This is a genomic window from Deinococcus multiflagellatus (genome assembly GCF_020166415.1).
Lineage (GTDB): Bacteria > Deinococcota > Deinococci > Deinococcales > Deinococcaceae > Deinococcus > Deinococcus multiflagellatus.
In genome coordinates this window covers 174198-191486 of the sequence record NZ_JAIQXV010000003.1, presented here as the reverse complement: position 1 = coordinate 191486, position 17289 = coordinate 174198, and the positions used below count along the sequence as shown (strand labels likewise).

Below are 17289 nucleotides of genomic sequence, written 5' to 3'. Positions count from 1 at the left end.
ACCGTCCCGGAGGACCCCCACCATGAAGCGACTGTTTGCCCTGACCGCTGCCCTGGGCCTGCTGGCCCCCCAGGCCCACGCCCTCCCCACCATGATTGACTGCACCAAGGACAGCGCCAACGCACGCTGCGTGGCCAAGAGTGCCCCGGACGGCGTGGGTGCCATTGGCAGCGGCTCCACCTTTTACCAGGGCGGCACTGAGCAGTTCCGGGGCGGCTTTGTCACCCCGGACGGCCAGACCCTGTACCTCGCCCTGGAAACGCTGCGCAACACCGACCCCTTCGGCGTGGTGATGGCCGTGGACCTGAACACCGGCAACCGCCGCGTGGTCAGCGGCTACCTGAACACCATTGAGAAGGTGGGCAAGGGCGTGAAGGTGCAGGGCGACCGCGACATGCTGGACCTGTACACGCTGGGCAACATCTCCGACGTGCAGCCGCTGCCCGACGGCTCGCTGCTGGCCCACACGGGGCAGCTGATCCGCATTGACCCCCGCACCGGGGACCGCACCCTGCTGTGGACCCCCACGACCGCCGGCGACACCCGCGTGCGCGACACGGTGGAACTCAAGTACGCCGATCCCCGCCGCCCCGCCCAGGCCGGCGGCAGCGGAGGCAATGCGCCGGGCGTGTCCCTGCCCAACACCACCGTCTCCACACCCATTGGCAATGTGAACGTGGGGGGCCTGCTGGGTGGGCTGCTGGGCGGCCCCAAACCGGCGGCGCCCGCCCCCGCCCCGGCCCCGCAGCCCACTGCCCCCGGCAACGGCTACTTCTGCACCCAGCTGGACCCCAAGGCGGTCACGCCTGCCCTGCCGCACACCTACATGGCCACCGACGCCGAGGGCAACGTGTACATGATGGGCAGCAACAGCCCCATCGGCTCGGGCTTTGCGCTGTTCAAGCTGGAGGCTAAAAACGACTACCGCTGCACCTCGGTCTCGCGCTTTGATGTGAGCGGCGACAACGTGCAGGGCAGCGGCATTCCCTGGACCAGCAGCCTGGCCGGCACCGGGCCCATCTTCGGGGACTTTGCGGTGAACGGCACCACCCTGTACGCCTCGGGCGGGCCCAACCCCAACTACATCGTGGTCAGCGTGGACATGAAGACGGGCGAGCGCCGCCTGATCTCCGGCCAGACCGATCAGGCGGGCGCGCAGGTGTTCAAGAAGGGCCAGGGCGCGGCGCACATCGGCAGCGCGCTGGTCTACAGCGGCGGCGCCCTATACACCACCCAGGCGCAGGTGACCGCCGAGCCCTTCGCCCTGGTGCGCATTGACCCGGCCACGGGCGACCGCACCCTGATTGAGCCGCCCAAGGGCACGCCGCTGAGCAAGGGCCGCGCCAGCAGCGCCACCCTGTACGCCATTCCCGGCAGCACCCAGCTGATCGTGGGCTTCGACGGCGCCCTGCACGTCCTGGACCCGGCCACCGGCCTGAACTACATCCTCTCGCGCTAAGCGGGCAGGAGGGTGAACAATGCGCGCGGCCTGTTCCCCAGCAGGCCGCGCGCACCTTCTTTCCCTCTACTTCTTGCAGGTCAGGTTCACGCGGAAATTGGGGTCCTTGGCGTATTTCACAGTCTTGTACAGGGTGCTGCCGCCCCGGCGCAGGGCGCTTACGTCCACCGGCACGATCAGTTTGACGGGCGGGTTGGCCTGCGCTTCGGCGTTAGTGGGTTTTCCGCCCTGCCAGGAGAAGGGCAGGTCCATCACCACGCCCGCGCCGGGGGGCAGGTCGTCCATGTAGTGGTCACTGAAGGCGGAAGCCAGGCCGCTGAGGCCCAGTGTCTTGAAATCGCCGTTTTTCAGGGCCACGCCAATGCCTTTCTCGATGCCGGTGTTGTACAGGCTGAGCAGTTGCTTGCCCCCGTTGCGAATCTCGGTGGTGACCACCCAGCCGTAGTAGTTGCCGTTGCCTGCGTCGGGCACGTACTTGACGGCGGTGGCGCGCAGGCGCCAGGTGCCGTTGAACAGCCATTCGTTCAGGCAGCCCTCGGCGGCGCCCAGCTGATTCGCGCCGCCCGCCGCGGCCAGGGCCTTTTGCAACTGGTCCAGCGCCACGTAGGTGCGCCCGCCCACCTTCACGGTGTCCAGGCTGACGGGCTGACCGCCAATGGTGACGGTGGTTTTCTGGGCGGCGGCGGGAACCGACAGGCCCAGCGACGAGAGGGCGAGGATGGCAAAGAGTGCGCGGGTGTGCTTCATGGCGGAAACCTCCTGGGGTGGGGCCACGGTAAGGCGCCGGGCGTGACCGGGGCGTGATCGGACGCCTTCACCATGCCCCTGGGGGCGTTGCGTGGCCGTTGCGCGTGGGGGCCGGGCACACCCCTGGCCTTGCAACCTCAGCCACGTTCTTGAAGCCGCAATAAACTTGACACAGATGCACTCAAGTTTCAGAATAGGGGACAGTTGACCCACCACCTACCTTTCCCGGAGGTTCCCCTTTGAATCCCGAACGTTTCACCGAAGCCAGCCTGCAGGCCCTTCAGGCCGCGCAGCAACTGGCCCAGAACAGCCAGCACCAGAACCTCACCCCCGCGCACCTGCTGCGCGCCCTGACCGACAACGACACCGCTGCCCGCGCTCTGACGCTGGCGGGCGGCCATCTGAGCGCTATCCGCGAGGCCCTGGACGCCGAACTGGCCAAACTGCCGCGCGTGCAGGGCGGCGGCGAGAACCTGTACCTGGACCCCGCACTGGCCCGCGCCTTTGGCAAGGCCGACACGCTGGCGGGCCAGATGGGCGACGCCTTTGTGGCCGCCGACACCCTGCTGCTGGCCCTGCGCGGCGAGTACCGGGGCAAGGGCCTGCCGGCAGAAACCGACCTGAACCGCGCTGTGACCGAGCAGCGCAAAGGAAAAACCGTGACCAACAAGACCAGTGAACAGCAATTCGACGCCCTGGCAAAGTACGGCACCGACCTGACCGGGCGCGCCAGGGACGGCAAATTTGACCCCGTGATTGGCCGCGACGAGGAAATTCGCCGCGCCATGCAGATTCTGCTGCGCCGCACCAAGAACAACCCCGTACTGATCGGCGAGCCCGGCGTGGGGAAAACCGCCATTGCCGAGGGGCTGGCCATCCGTATCGTGAAGGGCGACGTGCCCGACGGCCTGAAGAACAAGCGCATCGTGAGCCTGGAAATGGGCAGCCTGCTGGCCGGCGCCAAGTTCCGGGGCGAGTTCGAGGAGCGCCTGAAAGGCGTGATTGACGAGGTGATCGCCTCTGAGGGCGAGATCATCCTGTTCGTGGACGAGATCCACACCATTGTGGGCGCGGGCAAGACCGAAGGCAGCCCCGACGCCGGGAACATGCTCAAGCCCGCCCTGGCGCGCGGCGAGCTGCACCTGATCGGCGCCACGACGCTGAGCGAATACCGCGAGATCGAGAAGGACCCGGCCCTGGAGCGCCGTTTCCAGCCGGTGTTTGTGGACGAGCCCAGTGTGGAAGACACCATTTCCATCCTGCGCGGCATCAAGGAGCGGTATCAGGTGCACCACAACGTGGAAATCACCGATCCCGCGCTGGTGGCGGCGGCCAGCCTCTCGCACCGCTACATCACCGACCGGCAGCTGCCCGACAAGGCGATTGACCTGATTGACGAGTCGGCGGCCCGCCTGCGCATGGCGCTGGAAAGCAGCCCCGAGCGCATTGACCAGCTGGAGCGCCGCAAGCTGCAACTGGAAATCGAGCGCGAGGCCCTGAAGCGCGAAAAAGACCAGGACAGCCAGAACCGCCTGCTGGACATTGAGGGGGCCCTGAAGGGCATCACCGACGAGCTGGGCGAGGTGCGCGCCCGCTGGGAAGGCGAGCGACAGGAGGTCGCGGCCCTGCGCGAGAAGCGTGAGGCCCTGGATCAGGTGCGCACCGACATTGAAAAGGCCAAGCGCGACTATGACCTGCAGCGCGCCGCCGAGCTGGAATACGGCAAGCTGCCCCAGCTGGAAAAGGAAGTGCACGACCTGGAGGGGAAGCTCAAGGGCGCTGAGTTCGCGCACACCCAGGTGACCGAAGAGGACATTGCTTCCGTGGTGAGCCGCTGGACCGGCATTCCCGTGAACAAGCTGATGGAAGGCGAGCGCGAGAAGCTGCTGAAGCTTGAAGAGCAGCTGCACCAGCGCGTGATCGGCCAGGACCGCGCGATTGTCAGCGTGGCCGACGCGATTCGCCGCAGCCGCGCGGGCCTCTCGGACCCCAACCGACCGCTGGGCAGCTTCATGTTCCTGGGGCCCACGGGCGTGGGCAAGACCGAGCTGGCCAAGGCTCTGGCCGAGTTCCTGTTCGACAGCCAGGACGCGATGGTGCGCATTGACATGTCCGAGTACATGGAAAAGCACACGGTGGCGCGCCTGATCGGGGCCCCTCCCGGCTACGTGGGCTTTGAGGAAGGCGGCCAGCTGACCGAGGCTGTGCGCCGCCGCCCCTACGCCGTGCTGCTGTTCGACGAGATTGAAAAAGCGCACCCGGACGTGTTCAACGTGCTGCTGCAGGTGCTGGACGACGGCCGCCTGACCGACGGCCAGGGCCGCACCGTGGACTTCCGCAACACGCTGATTATCCTGACCAGCAACATCGGCAGCCCCCTGATTCTGGAAATGCAGCACCGGGGCGAGGCTTCGGCGGCCATCCGCGACGCCGTGATGGGCGAGTTGCAGGGCCACTTCCGCCCCGAGTTCCTGAACCGCGTGGACGACATCATCGTGTTCGACGCGCTGACGGCCGCTGACCTGCACAAGATCGTGGACATTCAGATGCGCGGTCTGGTCAAGCGCCTCGCCGACCGCCGCATCAGCCTGCACCTGACCCCCGCCGCCAAGGACCGCCTGGCCGAGGTGGGCTACGACCCGGCCTTTGGCGCCCGGCCCCTGCGCCGCGCGATCAGCCGCGAGATCGAAACCCCGCTGGCACGCGAGATTCTGCAGGGCCACGTGCCGGACAGCAGCAGCCTGACGGTGGACTGGGACGGCAGTGCCTTTACCTTCCAGACCGGCGCCCTGAATTAGGCGGATGGCCGATGGCTGATGGCTGATGGCTTGAGTCCCTTTGTGGGGATGAGCGGCAGCCGTTCATGAAGACCAGCCAAACATAAAGCGCGCTGCCTCCAGGCTTTGGAGGCAGCGCGCTTCTGGTTGGCCTGCGGTTACTGGGCCTGCAGGTGCTCGGCCAGGCGGTCCCAGGTCTCCGAGATGCCCTGGAGCATGCCCATGTCCAGCACGGCCTTCAGGGCTTCGGGGGTGGCGTAGGTAGAGCGGCTGACCACGCGGGTGGCGCCGCCCAGGTCTTCAAAAGTCACCACGCTGCGGGTGGCGGGCAGGGCGTCGTTGATGGTGCCCTCGGCGTCCGAGAAGTAGTCGGTGTAGACCAACTCTTCGGGCGCGCGGATCTCGTCGTAAACGGCCAGCCCCCAGGATTCCATGCCGTAGAAGTCGCCCTGCGCAGGGTCCTCGCACTTCATGCAGTAGTGCCAGCGGCCCCCGGGGCGCAGGTCCAGGTCGTTGTGAATGAGGGTCCAGCCGCGCGGACCCCACCACTGGCGCAGGTGCTCGGGCGTGGTGAAGGCCTGGAAGACCAGCTCACGCGGCGCCTGGAAGGTGCGCTCCAGCACGAGTTCCTTGTCTTGTTCAATTCGGTGGGTCAGGGTGGGGGCAGCGCTGGTCATGGGGTCTCTCCTGTGGGGTCTGGGGGGGCGGGCGAATCGGCGGGCGGGGCCTGCAGCTGCTGAAGGTAGGCGTCCAGTCGGTCAAAGCGCTCTTCCCAGAGCTGCTGGAACGTGCCCAGCCAGTTGTCCAGGGCCTGAAACGGTTCGGGGCGCAGATGACAGATGCGGCGGTTGGCCTGTGGGCGCAGTTCCACCAGTCCGGCGTCGCTCAGCACCTTTAAATGCTTGGACGCCTGGGGTTGCCGCAGGCCAAGGCGCCCGGCCAGTTCGCCCACGGTCAGCGGGGCATGCCGGAGCAGTTCCACCATCTGCAGCCGGTGCGGATCAGCGAGGGCCTGAAAGGTATGCGGACTGACCTTGATTGAACTCACCTCCTTTCTGCTGAATCAAGTATGCCATGTTCGGAATATTCCTGTCAAGGCATATATAAGCATATGGATGAGCGCTCTCCCCTGCCCTGTCTCCACCTTCTCAACCCAAAAAAAGCCGCCCAGCCGAAGCGGGCGGCCCAACAACAATGCGTCTTAGCGGCTGACGCTCACGTTGGCGCGGGGTTCCAGGGCGTAAAAGGCCACCACAGCGACCAGGGTGCCCACCCAGCCGGGGGCGCTGCCCAGGTCCAGCTCGAAGGGGCGGCCCAGGACGGTGCTGCCCAACTGGCCCACCAGCTTCTCGCCGCTCTGCTGCGCCACCACGTTCCAGCCCACGATGGGCTCGCCCATGAAGCCGGTCACGCGGTCCACGCCGCGCAGGGTCAGCTTCTGGCTGCCCACGTTGCCGCGCAGTTCGCCGTCTTCCAGCTCAATTTTCACGCTCTCGCTGCCCACGGTGCCCTGCACGCCGCGCTCGGTGATTTCCAGCGCAATGTCCTTGCCGTGCAGCTTGCCGCCCGCGCGGCCCTTGATGGTGTCGCCGTCAATGGCGCAGCGGATGCTGTAGCCATCCGCTCCGCCGAGGCGGCCCTTGATGAGATCTTCCATGCGCGGAAGTATAGCGGAGAGAGCTTAGGACGTCGCCCTTGCCCTTCCGAACAGGCAGAAGGGCGCCGAACGGCTTCCCTTCTCAGGGGGACGTCCTTTTTTCGATTTCTGGCTTCGCCCGCTTCACCTGAAGCTGAGCGGCAAGGGCACTCAAAGGCGGCGCACCGGGACCAACCCCAGCCGCTCGAAATACGCGCGGCGGGTCAGCCGCAGACCGTCGTCGCCCAGTTCCACGCGGCCCACGTTCCAGTGCTCAAACAGAATGCGCAGCGTCCCGCCCAGCAGCGCGGCGCCGTACCACGCGGGCGGCTCGCCGTTCCAGCGCAGCGTGTAGCCGTCCCAGGCGAGGTGCGCGCAGCCCTCGTTGTGGGCGGCCCAGAACATGCCGCCCTCCTCACCAAAGCGCTGCGCCCGCACGGTCAGCGGGGGCTCGCGCACCTGGGCGTCGTACTGGGGGGCTTCCCAGACCTGGGCATACAGGCCATACAGCGTCTGCTGCAGCGCGTGGGCCTGGGCGCGCAGACGGGCTTCCTCGCGGCCGGTCAGGGTGCCGGGGGGACGGTCCAGTTCGGCGCGGATGGTGCTCAGTTGCGCTTCCAGGGCCGGCAGGCGCTGGCGGGGCGTGGGCGGCGGTGGAGAGGGCGGTGGGTCGCCCTGCAGGGTGGCGGCCGGGTCCAGATACTCGCGGCTGCCCCAGCCGCCCACCTCGCGCAGCGTTCCGTCCTCGATCAGCCACAGGCGGGTGGCGACCTCGCGGGCAAAGCGGCGGTCGTGGGTGACGATCACCACGGCGCCGCCGTAGCCCTGCACCGCGCCTTCCAGGGCCTGCAGGGCCTCCACGTCCAGGTGGTTGGTGGGTTCATCCAGCAGCAGGAGGTCGGCGCGCAGACCGCTCACCAGCGCCAGCCCCGCGCGCGCCCGCTCACCGCCCGAGAGTTCTTCAGGGCGTTTGGGCCAGTCGGCCGCCCCAAAGCCCGCGCGGCCCAGCAGGGCGTTCGCCTGCCGGCCAAAGCGGCGCTCGAACTGCGCGTGCAGGCCCTCACCGGGGGTCAGGCCATGCCACGTCTGGTCCAGGCTGGCGACCGTCACGCCATTTGCCACGCGCAGCAGCGGTTCGGGGCCGCGCTCGCCGGTCAGGGGGTCAGGTGTCGGCGGGTCGGGGTGCAGTTCACCCGAGAGCAGGCGCATCAGGGTGGTCTTGCCGGTGCCGTTGGCGCCCATCAGGGCCACGCGGTCGCCCTGACGCAGGCGAAAGGCAGCGCCTTGCAGCACGGCGCGCTCGCCATAGGTCTTGGACAGGTGCTGTCCCCAGGCCACCAGCGGCGCGCGGGCGGTGCCCGAGAGCAGCCGCATGCGAATCTGGCGTTCGGGCAGCGGGGCTTCGGGCACGGCCACCCGTTCGGCGCGGGTTTTCAGGGCGCGCGAGCGGCGGCCCCAGCGGTCCAGGGTGTCCACACTGCCCGCCAGCCGCGCGGCTTCCTGCTCGCCCAGCCGGGCTGCGCGGCTCTGGGTGCGCCGTTCAAGTTCGCGCTGGGCGCGGGCGCGGGAGTAGCCGCCGGGGTAGCCCACACCTTCGCCGCCTTCCAGCCACAGACTGCGGGTGGCCACGGCGTCCAGAAAATCGCGGTCGTGGCTGGTGAGCACCACGCCGCCCCGGAAGTCGCGCAAGTACCCCTCCAGCCACTCGCGCATGCGGATGTCGAGGTGGTTGGTGGGTTCGTCCAGCAGCAGCAGGTCGGGCTCGCTGGCCAGGGCCAGGGCCAGCGCCAGCCGCGTTTTTTCCCCGCCCGACAGCGTGGCGGCCTCGCGCCCCAGAAAGCGCGTGAGGTCCAGCATCCCCAGCACGCGGGCGGCCCGCGCCGGCCAGCGGTAGGCGTCGGCGGCCTGCAGGCGGGCGTGCAGCGCGCTCCAGGCGGCGAGCGTCTCGGGGTCGCCCAGGTTCGCTTCCAGGGCCAGGGCTTCGGTTTCCAGGTCGCGGTACGGGTGCGCGGCCTCCAGCAGCGCCCGCACGGTCAGGCCGCTGGGGTGGATATGGTGCTGGGCCAGCACCGCCAGCCGCAGCCCTTCCCCCTGCCACACCTCGCCTTCTTCGGGCACCAGTTCGCCGGTCAGCACGCGCAGCAGCGTGGTTTTCCCGGCCCCGTTGCGCCCCAGCAGGGCCAGCCGCTCGCCGTCTGCCACGCTCAGCGATACGCCGTCCAGCACGGCCCGTTCGCCGTAGCGCAGGGTGAGGGTGGACGCGGTGAGCAGCGTGGGCACGCCGGTCAGGCTAACAGAGCCGCGCAAGACGCAAATGCGCCGAAACGCGCAGATGCGGCAGCGGCCTTCTGGCGAAGGGCCTAGAGTGAAGCGGTGAACAGTGACGCCGCCACTATCCTGCTGGGGTGGCGCCTGACCCTGCTGCTGCTGGTGCTGCAGCTGGCCGCGTTGGCCTTCAATGTGGTCCAGGGCATGACTCTGGGTCAACCCGATTTCGTCAGTGCCGGTCTGTTCGGCCTGAGCACGCTGCTCATCTGGCCCGTGTACCGGGGCAAACTCTGGGCCCGCATTGAGCTGTGCCTGCTCTGGAGCACCGGGGCGGTGGAACAGGCGCTCAGCGGCGCGCCAGCGTGGGGCGCCTTTTCCTTTCTGCTGGCCCTGGCCCTCTTTTTCACACCTCAGGTCAACGCCTATATGGAGTACGCCGCGCAGCAGTAAGGGCGGGGGAAGCCACCTCCGCTATCCTGGGCCAGATGTCTGCTGTGTCCGCCCCGCCCTTTATTGTTGCCGCCCTGTACCAGTTCCGCACCGTGCCCGACCCGGCCGCGCTGCAGGAGCGGCTGCTGGCGCTGGGCCAGGAAGCAGGGCTGTGCGGCACCCTGATCGTGGCCCACGAGGGCCTGAACGGCACGGTGGCGGGCACGCGGGGGGGTATTGACCGCCTGCGCGCCTTTTTGCACGCCGAGGGGTTTGACCGGCTGGAAGACAAGGAATCCCAGGCCACCGAGCGGCCCTTTAAGCGGTTCAAGGTGCGCCTGAAAGCGGAAATCGTAACGATGGGCGTGCCGGTGGAGCCCACCTCGCAGGCCGGGCAGTACGTGGCGCCCCAGGACTGGAACGCCCTGATTGCCGCGCCGGACGTGGTGGTGATTGACACCCGCAACCGCTACGAGGTGAAGGCCGGCACCTTTGAAGGGGCCGTGAACCCCGAGCTGGACTCTTTCCGTGAGTTCCCGGCGTGGCTGGACGCCCACGCGCACGAGCTGGCGGGCAAACGCGTGGCGATGTTCTGCACGGGCGGCATTCGCTGCGAGAAAAGCACCAGCCTGCTGCGGGCGCGCGGCTACAGCGACGTGTTTCACCTGCAGGGCGGCATCCTGAAATACCTGGAAGACGTGCCAGAGGACCAGAGCCGCTGGCTGGGCGAGTGCTTCGTGTTTGACGGCCGCGTGACGGTGGGCCACGGCCTGAAGGAAGGCGACACCACCATGTGCCATTCCTGCGGCTGGCCCCTGACCCCCGAGGAACGCGCACATGCCCAGTACGAGGAAGGCGTGAGTTGCCAGCACTGCTTTGACCAGACCACCGCCACCCAGAAAGCCGCCTTCCGCGACCGCCAGCGCCTGTACGACGCGCAGGCCACATGAGGCGGCGCGCAGCGGCTGGCCTGCTGGCGCTGCTGCTGGGGGGCGGCGGCCTGCTGCTGACCCAGCCCCGACCCGCCGCGCCCACCACCGACAGCGCGGAAGCCCAGTTCGTGCGCCACATGATTGTCCACCACGAGCAGGCGCTGGGGCTGAGCGCGCCCATGCTGAGGCGTTCGGGGGACCGTTCGCTCCGCTCGGTGGCGCTGGATATCACGCTGGGGCAGGAAGAACAGCTGCGCCAGATGCGGGCGTGGCTGGCGGGCTGGGGCTTCTCCCCCCGGCCGCGCCCCACCCCAGCGCAGGCGCGCGGCATGGGCATGGCCTCGGTGGACGACATTGAGGCGCTGTCTTCCCTCCCGCTGCCCCAGGCCGAAGTCTCGTTCCTGCGGCTGATGATCCGCCACCACCAGGGCGCCATTGCCATGAGCCGGCCCCTCCAGAACAGCCCGCAGCCGAACGTGCGCCGACTGGCCCGGCAGGTGGTGGCCACGCAGCAGGGCGAGATCGCCACGATGCAGAGCCTGCTCCGGGCAAGGGGCGAGGTCCAGAACATGGCCCCAGCGCAGGCTGCACCGGGGCATCAGCACTGAAGGCTGCTTAGCCCTCCGCCGCCTCGGGTGGCAACGGCGCGGGGAAGATCAGCGCGCTCAGGGCCACGCCGCCCAGTCCCGCCATGACCGCCACGCCCAGCCACAGTTCCAGGCTCAGGTTGCTGGCCCCCTGGCGCACGCCGTCGCCCAGGTACGGCCCCCACACAACAAACGGCAGCAGAAAGGCAAAGGCCCGCAGCGCCCACACCCGCGCGGCGGACGGGCGCAGCAGGGCGTGCAGCACGTCAATCAACAGCCCGCAGCCCAGGGCCAGCAGCGGCATACGCCACGAACCGGGGGTGAGCATGATGCTCATGCCCAGGTTGGTCAGGCCGTACATGACCGCCACGGCGCCAAACGGCAGGGCAAAGCGCCGCAGCACGAGCAGCACGGGCGCGGCCATGATGACGGCTGTCAGCAGCACCGCGCTGAGTTCGCCCCGGGTCTGCACGTACCCCAGGCCCTGCGGCACCGTCAGCAGGCCCCACATGTACATGTGCATAAAGGCGGTCATGGCCAGCAGCGACGTGGCCGAGAGTGCCGCCACCCAGCGCACCCCACCCGCTGCCGTGCGGCCCGCCGGCGAGCGCCACGCCGCGTTCAGGGGCGAGGCCACGATCAGCATGGCCCCCAGAAAGAGCAGCAGGTGGGTGGGCGACAGCAGCGCCTCAATCCCCACCTCAATGCCCAAGACGGTGTGCCAGGTCAGGTCGCCCACGCCGCCCAGCGCGAAGATGGGCACGCCCAGCGCGGCCAGATGGTAACCCTCGGGAAAGGCTGCCAGCCCCCGGCGTCCCTGGCGCCACCCCCGCGAGGCCAGCCACAGGCACCAGCCTGCCACCGCCGCAAAGCCGCTGTAAAACGCCGCGTGCCAGGGCGTGAAGAAGGTTTCCAGCGATTCCCCGAACTGGTTGTGGGCCCAGCCGTCGGTGAACACGCCGCCCAGCAGCCACCACCCCAGCAGAATGGTCAGCAGGTTCTGCCGCGTGGTGGCGCGGTAGACGGCAGAGACAGGGGCCGCTGCCGTCACCGGCAGGCTCGGAGGCACGGTGGTCATGCAAGGAGTTTAAGGCGCCAGCCCCCGGGCCAGGGAACAACTTGTGCCTACACGGCTGGTCAGATGCGGACGACAACGCCCCGGGCAGTCGCTATGGTCGCCTGGCCCACATGGGCAGGAGGAAAGGCCATGAAAAGAATGTTCGTACTCGCAGCGATTGGTCTCTCAGGTGTGGCGGGGGCGCAGACCTGGGACACCGAACTGGGGAAACTGCAGCTCACCGGCTGCGTCGGCAAACAGGACGGCGTGTACTGCGACTTCAACTTCACGCTGACGCAAAAGCAGACAGCCAGGATGACCTGGTATGTCAGGGACTTCAAAGTCTTCAAGCCGGATGGGACCGCCCAGATTGCCGACAAGGTCGCGTTTGTTGACGGGAAATTCGACAACTACATGAGCAGCACCCAGGAAATCTTTGCGGGCGTCCCCGTGAAGGTTCAGGCCTACTTCAACATCCCCAGCACCACGGCCAGTTTCCGCGCCATGGAAATTGACGAGAAGCGCTTTGAGAACATTGCCATCCGCGCCGAGTCAGGCCGCCCAACCACGCCAGCCACCTTGCCCAGCGCCGCTGGGATCACCGGCTTTTCCCTGAGTCTGAGCAACTGCCAGCTTCAAGGTCAGAACTACGTCTGCACCGCCACCCTGACGCCCACAAAGTAAAGCCCCTGCTGTTCCCGGCCCGCCCTGTGCGGGCTTTTTTTAGCCAAAGTAGCCCAGCAGGTCAATCAAGGTTCTCGCGTAATCGTCCGGCTTGATGCCCCGCTTTTCCAGCTTCACGCTGGGCGGGAAGGTCTGCACCTCGGTCTTGTGCGGGTAGCGCCTCAAGCCGGGCGCGTCGTAATCCAGGCTTTTGTAAGCAAACGTGACCTGCAGGTGCGTCATGGTTTCGCCAATGGTGAGCACGCGCTTGGCGGCGGCCGTTAGCCTCAACTTGGCGAGGTCAATAAAGTTCTGCACCTCGGGGCTGGGCGGGCCGTACTTCTTGCGCAGGTCGCGCTCCACGCGGGAAATGGCCTGGAGGGTGCGGCTCTCGCTGAGGCGGCCGTAGGTGGCAATGCGCGCCTCCTCGTCGCCGTCGAAGTACTCGGGGCTCAGGCGGGCGTCTATCGGCAGGTCAATGGCAATGTTGACGGGGGCTTCCATCTTCTCGCCCTTCAGTTTCGCCACCGCTTCGGCCAGCAGTTCGGTGTACACGTCAATGGACACCGCCTGCACGTGCCCGTGCTGCTCCTCGCCCAGAATGTTGCCCACCCCGCGAATTTCCATGTCCTTTTCGGCCAGCAGGTGGCCGCTGCCCAGGTCTTGCAGGTCGGCAATGGCCCACAGGCGGCGCTGGGCATTTTCGGTCATGCGGGGCGGGTAGAACAGGTAGGCGTACGCGGTCTGGGCGCGGCGGCCCACCCGGCCACGCAGCTGGTACAGCTGGGCCAGGCCCAGGCGGTCACTGCGCTCAATCAGAATCGTGTTGGCCTCAGGAATGTCCAGGCCGGTTTCCACGATGGTCGTGGCCAGCAACACGTCAAAAGCGCCCTGCTCAAAGCCCAGCATGATCTCTTCGAGTTCTTCCTCGTTCATGCGCCCGTGCGCCACGCCAATGCGCGCTTCGGGCACGAGGTTGCGCAGATACAGGCTGCGCGCGCCAATGCTGGCAATGCGGTCGTGGATGTAAAAGACCTTGCCGCCGCGCTCAATCTCGCTGAGGATCGCGTCGCGCACCGTAATCGGGTCAAAGGGCGCCAGCACCGTCTGAATGGGTTTGCGGCCCTTGGGCGGCGTCTGGATAGAGCTCATGTCGCGCAGGCCCACCATGCTCATGTACAGGGTGCGCGGAATGGGCGTAGCGGACAGGGCCAGGGTGTCCACGGCCTTCACGTCCTCGGGAATCTCGATCTTGCCGTCCCTGGTGGTTTCCGGCAGGCCGCGCAGGGCGCGCAGTTTCTCCTTCTGGCCCACGCCAAAGCGGTGTTCCTCGTCCACGATGATCAGGCCCAGGTCGCGGAATTGCACGTCGCCGCTCAGCAGGCGGTGGGTGCCGATCAGGATGTCCACCTTGCCCTGGGCGGTGTCCGCCAGGATGCTCCGCGCCTGCTGGGGCGTGGTAAAGCGAGACAGGCCCTCCACCCGCACCGGCAGGCCCTTAAAGCGCTCCACGAAGGTGGAGGTGTGCTGCTCGGCCAGCAGGGTCGTGGGCACCAGCACCGCCACCTGTTTGCCGTGCCCCACCACGCGGTGGGCGGCGCGCAGGGCCACCTCGGTCTTGCCGAAGCCCACGTCGCCGGAAATCAGGCGGTCGGCGGGGTTGGGCTTCTCCAGATCGCGCATGGTCTCTTTCAGCGCGGTTTTCTGGTCAGCGGTCAGCTCGAACTTGAAGTTCGCTTCCACCTGCTCGTCCCATTCGGGCTGCGGCGGGAAGGCGTTGCCGGGCGTGACCTGCCGCGCGGCGTACTGCACCAGCAGCTTGGCCGCCACCTCCTCGGCGTTCTTGCGGGCCTTTTCCTTGGCCCTGGCCCAGTCTTTCTTGTCAAAGGAACTCAGGGTGGGCGGGTCGTCGGTGGTGCCAGGGTGGCGGCGCAGCACGGGCAGCTGCTCAATGGGCACACTGAGGCGGGCGCCGCCCCGGTAGGCGAGGTTCAGGTAATCGCGCGTGACGCCCAGCACCTTGCGCGTCTCCAGGCCCTCGAACTGCCCAATGCCGTGTTCGGGGTGAATCAGGTAGTCGCCCACATGGAGGCCCAGCGCATCGGTAACTGGTTTGCCGCTGAGGCGCTTGCCGCGCAGCGCGCTGCCGCCCTGGAACCCGTAAATGAGGTCCTCGGTGAGCACCACCGTCTTGTGCTCGGGGATCACAAAGCCGCCCTCGCCCCCGGCGCGCAGGAAGCCCAGGCCGCCTTCGGCCACGCGCGCAATCTTCAGCCAGGGAATCTCGTGCGTGTTCAGCAGCTTGTCAGCCAGGTAGGAGGCGGTGCGGTCGTGGCGCACCAGAATGAGCACGCGGTAGCCCGCCGCACGCCACTCGTCCACGTCGCGCTCCAGGTCCTTCAGGCGGGCGCGGTAGAACGGCAGGGTCAGCAGGCCCGTGTCGAGGTCCGGCAGGTCCAGCGGCGAGCGGCCAAAGCTGGTGACCTCGCGCCCGGCCAGTTTCGGCCACAGGGTATCGGTCAGCACGCCCAGCGCGGACGCGTAGAACTCCGGCGAGTCCAGAAACACGCGACCAGGCAGCAGTTCCAGGCGGGTGGCGTCCCACTTCACTTCGGTCAGGTAATCGGCGGTGGGTTCCAGGGTGAAGCTCTGGGCTTTTTCGCCGGTCAGTTCGCCGCGCTTCATCAGCCGCAGGGTGTCCAGTTCGTCGCCAAAGAATTCGGCGCGCACCCACAGGCCCTCCTCGGCCTCGGCGGGCAGGCCAGAGCCTGCGGCCAGACGCAGTTCCAGCGTGTCGCCCTTGATTTCAAAGCCGGGTTCCTCGCCGCGTTCGTAGCCCAGGCGCTCCAGGCGGTCCAGCAGGCTTTCGCGCGGGTAGCTGCTGCCCACTTTCAGGGTCAGGGCGTGGTCCTCGGGGCGCGAGGGAAACAGGTCCAGCGCCGTGTTCACGTCCAGCACCACATGGTCGTGGCGGGCGTCCCAGTCGCGCAGGCCGGGGTTCACGGTGACCGGGGCGCCCAGCACGCCTGCCGCAGCGTAGCTGCCCAGGCGGTCGGGGGTGGTCAGCAGCACCGTCGGGCCCGGAAACGCCGCGAACAGCGCCGCGCGGGCCACCTGCGGCAACAGCAGCAAGTTTCCAGGCGGGGCGGCGGGCAGCAGTTTGGCCAGATTGGGTGCAGCGACAGTCACGGGGGGATTGTACGCGGGTGGGCGCCAGCCGAAGGCGAGCCAAAAGACTTACGGAAGGCCGGGCCCAGGTACACTCAATTGGATGAAAAGCAACAATTCTGTCCGGGCGAATGGGCCCCTGGTGAAGAAGCTGCTGATGGGGCTGCTGCTGCTGGCAGGCGCCTTTGTGCTGATCAAGAGGCCGCTGATGCCCTGGTCCCCGGCCTACGCCCCAGCGCAGGACACGCAGCGCACCCTGCTGGGCGAGGTGCTCGGATACCGCGGCCCAGTCGAGCGCCTGAGCCTACGCTACAGCAGAGAGGCTGGCGTTTCTGACCCGGAGACGCAGCCTTTCGCCACGAAGGTCATTGAGGTGGCCCCGGATGGCCAGAGTGCCCGCATGACCATCACCGTGGTGGGAGACACAACGGTGCGCACCGTGCGGGTGGCGGGCAACACCGTGCTGGTGCTGGACGGCACCAAGGTGTACGAGCGCTACGCCTTTGACGGCCTGTGCCTGCGCCAAGCCGAGAATTTGCGGTTGCAGATCAAAATGGTTCAGACCTGCGACGCCCAGGGCCGCCTGCTGACCCGGGAGATCAGTGGCGAGCGGGGCCGCCAGTCATCGCGCTACGCGTGGGGGTGGAAAGGCCGCAGCGCGGTGGTCACGTTCGGCGGTGGGGCGACTGAGCGCCGCACCTACGATGCGTTTGGCGATGTGCTGCAGATCTCCCCTGCCGGTGGCGCGCCCAAGGCCATCAGGCCCGGCGTGGACGCCAGGGGCAACTGGTTCCTGCTCTCCGACTTTGACCGCTATCAGCTCTACACCTCAGCCCAGGCGGCCTACGACCCGCTGCGGTACTACGGAGCTTTGACGGTGATCCTGCGCGAGCTGACGTACCGCTAGGCCCGGCTGGGGCGCGCGCCCTAGCGCGGGGTCTTGCAGCCGGTCAGCAGGGTCTTGGTATTGACGGTGCTGTTGCCGGTAAAGGTGCTGAGGGTGGCCTGGCCCTGGTGCTCCCACCACTGCAAACCGCCGCGCGCCCCGGCCGGACCATTTAAGCTGGCGTAGCGCGCCCCGCTGGCGCTGAGGGCCTGCGCCAAGCCGTAGCGCGCGCCATTCCAGTCCAGCACGGCGAACATGGGCTGATCGCCAAAGTTCACATACGACACGCTGAGGTTCTTGCCGCCGTCGCAGGTGTAGTGCAGCACGCGGTAGGTCACCTGCACGGGCGGCGTGGCGGCCAGGGCAGGGGTCAGCAGGCTGAGGGCAGTGAGGGCCAGCAAAGACTTCATGCCCGCCACCCTACCCGGCCCCCATGAAGGCTGGGCAAGGGTGCCGTGAGCCGCGCGCGCAGTGGTAGCGTGAATCCATGATGGCTGGCCAGCCCGGCGCGCGGCGCGTGGCCATCTGTGGCGCGGCCCACCGACAGGTCCGGGCAGGAGGTGAACCATTGCTATAGGCAAGAGCCCTGGCAGGCGCACTGCAGATGACCGATTTGGTGTAGCATGGACACTGTTGCCGTGTGAAAGCCAGTGGCTTCCAGCGGCGTTTACGAGCCTGTA

At 67.7% G+C, this 17289-nt stretch carries 15 protein-coding genes; 7 read left to right on the top strand and 8 right to left on the bottom strand.

Annotated elements, in window-relative coordinates; all coding sequences use genetic code 11:
* Window positions 1–22: 22 nt before the first annotated feature.
* On the top strand, window positions 23–1459 hold the full coding sequence (locus K7W41_RS06030; protein WP_224605730.1) for a hypothetical protein: 1437 nt from the start codon (window positions 23–25) through the stop codon (window positions 1457–1459).
* Window positions 1460–1525: 66 nt separating this feature from the next.
* On the opposite strand, the gene K7W41_RS06025 is transcribed toward K7W41_RS06030, so the two are convergent.
* Entirely contained in the window at window positions 1526–2206 is a 681-nt protein-coding gene (locus K7W41_RS06025) for a hypothetical protein (RefSeq protein ID WP_224605728.1), read from the bottom strand.
* A 239-nt stretch (window positions 2207–2445) separates the two neighbouring features.
* Here K7W41_RS06025 and clpB point away from each other — a divergent pair, with 239 nt between their 5' ends.
* Complete coding sequence (gene clpB / locus K7W41_RS06020) at window positions 2446–5004, top strand: ATP-dependent chaperone ClpB (RefSeq protein WP_224605725.1); 2559 nt, start codon at window positions 2446–2448, stop codon at window positions 5002–5004.
* Window positions 5005–5141: 137 nt separating this feature from the next.
* Here the strand turns inward: clpB and K7W41_RS06015 are convergent, their stop codons facing one another.
* The 4 genes from K7W41_RS06015 to K7W41_RS06000 form a co-directional block, all read right to left on the bottom strand.
* Window positions 5142–5660, bottom strand: coding sequence for an SRPBCC domain-containing protein (locus K7W41_RS06015; RefSeq protein ID WP_224605722.1), 519 nt, complete (start codon window positions 5658–5660; stop codon window positions 5142–5144).
* Window positions 5657–6031, bottom strand: a complete 375-nt coding sequence (locus K7W41_RS06010; protein WP_224605719.1) for an ArsR/SmtB family transcription factor — start codon at window positions 6029–6031, stop codon at window positions 5657–5659. The genes K7W41_RS06015 and K7W41_RS06010 overlap by 4 nt, the downstream gene beginning before the upstream one ends.
* A gap of 153 nt (window positions 6032–6184) precedes the next feature.
* Window positions 6185–6640 carry a hypothetical protein gene (locus K7W41_RS06005; protein WP_221090641.1) on the bottom strand — a complete coding sequence of 152 codons (456 nt, stop codon included), beginning with the start codon at window positions 6638–6640 and terminating at the stop codon, window positions 6185–6187.
* 150 nt (window positions 6641–6790) lie between these two features.
* Window positions 6791–8899, bottom strand: coding sequence for an ABC-F family ATP-binding cassette domain-containing protein (locus K7W41_RS06000; RefSeq protein ID WP_224605716.1), 2109 nt, complete (start codon window positions 8897–8899; stop codon window positions 6791–6793).
* A gap of 93 nt (window positions 8900–8992) precedes the next feature.
* Here K7W41_RS06000 and K7W41_RS05995 point away from each other — a divergent pair, with 93 nt between their 5' ends.
* Genes K7W41_RS05995 through K7W41_RS05985 form a run of 3 tightly spaced genes read left to right on the top strand, consistent with a single transcriptional unit; the run spans window position 8993 to window position 10856 of the window.
* The gene (locus K7W41_RS05995; protein WP_224605713.1) at window positions 8993–9337 is read left to right on the top strand and encodes a hypothetical protein; all 345 of its coding nucleotides are present in this window, start codon (window positions 8993–8995) and stop codon (window positions 9335–9337) included.
* 35 nt (window positions 9338–9372) lie between these two features.
* Window positions 9373–10266, top strand: coding sequence for an oxygen-dependent tRNA uridine(34) hydroxylase TrhO (gene trhO / locus K7W41_RS05990; RefSeq protein ID WP_224605710.1), 894 nt, complete (start codon window positions 9373–9375; stop codon window positions 10264–10266).
* Window positions 10263–10856 (top strand): DUF305 domain-containing protein, encoded by a 594-nt coding sequence (locus tag K7W41_RS05985; RefSeq protein ID WP_224605707.1) that lies wholly within the window; start codon window positions 10263–10265, stop codon window positions 10854–10856. Before trhO ends, K7W41_RS05985 begins: the two co-directional genes overlap by 4 nt.
* A gap of 7 nt (window positions 10857–10863) precedes the next feature.
* On the opposite strand, the gene K7W41_RS05980 is transcribed toward K7W41_RS05985, so the two are convergent.
* Complete coding sequence (locus K7W41_RS05980) at window positions 10864–11913, bottom strand: hypothetical protein (protein WP_224605705.1); 1050 nt, start codon at window positions 11911–11913, stop codon at window positions 10864–10866.
* Between the two features lie 129 nt (window positions 11914–12042).
* Here K7W41_RS05980 and K7W41_RS05975 point away from each other — a divergent pair, with 129 nt between their 5' ends.
* Complete coding sequence (locus K7W41_RS05975) at window positions 12043–12576, top strand: hypothetical protein (RefSeq protein WP_224605702.1); 534 nt, start codon at window positions 12043–12045, stop codon at window positions 12574–12576.
* A 39-nt stretch (window positions 12577–12615) separates the two neighbouring features.
* Here K7W41_RS05975 and K7W41_RS05970 read toward each other — a convergent pair whose 3' ends face one another.
* The gene (locus K7W41_RS05970) at window positions 12616–15744 is read right to left on the bottom strand and encodes a DEAD/DEAH box helicase (protein WP_224605698.1); all 3129 of its coding nucleotides are present in this window, start codon (window positions 15742–15744) and stop codon (window positions 12616–12618) included.
* 82 nt (window positions 15745–15826) lie between these two features.
* On the opposite strand from K7W41_RS05970, the gene K7W41_RS05965 reads away from it, so the two are divergent.
* Window positions 15827–16630 (top strand): hypothetical protein, encoded by an 804-nt coding sequence (locus tag K7W41_RS05965; RefSeq protein WP_224605695.1) that lies wholly within the window; start codon window positions 15827–15829, stop codon window positions 16628–16630.
* Between the two features lie 20 nt (window positions 16631–16650).
* On the opposite strand, the gene K7W41_RS05960 is transcribed toward K7W41_RS05965, so the two are convergent.
* Complete coding sequence (locus K7W41_RS05960; RefSeq protein WP_224605693.1) at window positions 16651–17019, bottom strand: MliC family protein; 369 nt, start codon at window positions 17017–17019, stop codon at window positions 16651–16653.
* Window positions 17020–17289: the final 270 nt, after the last annotated feature.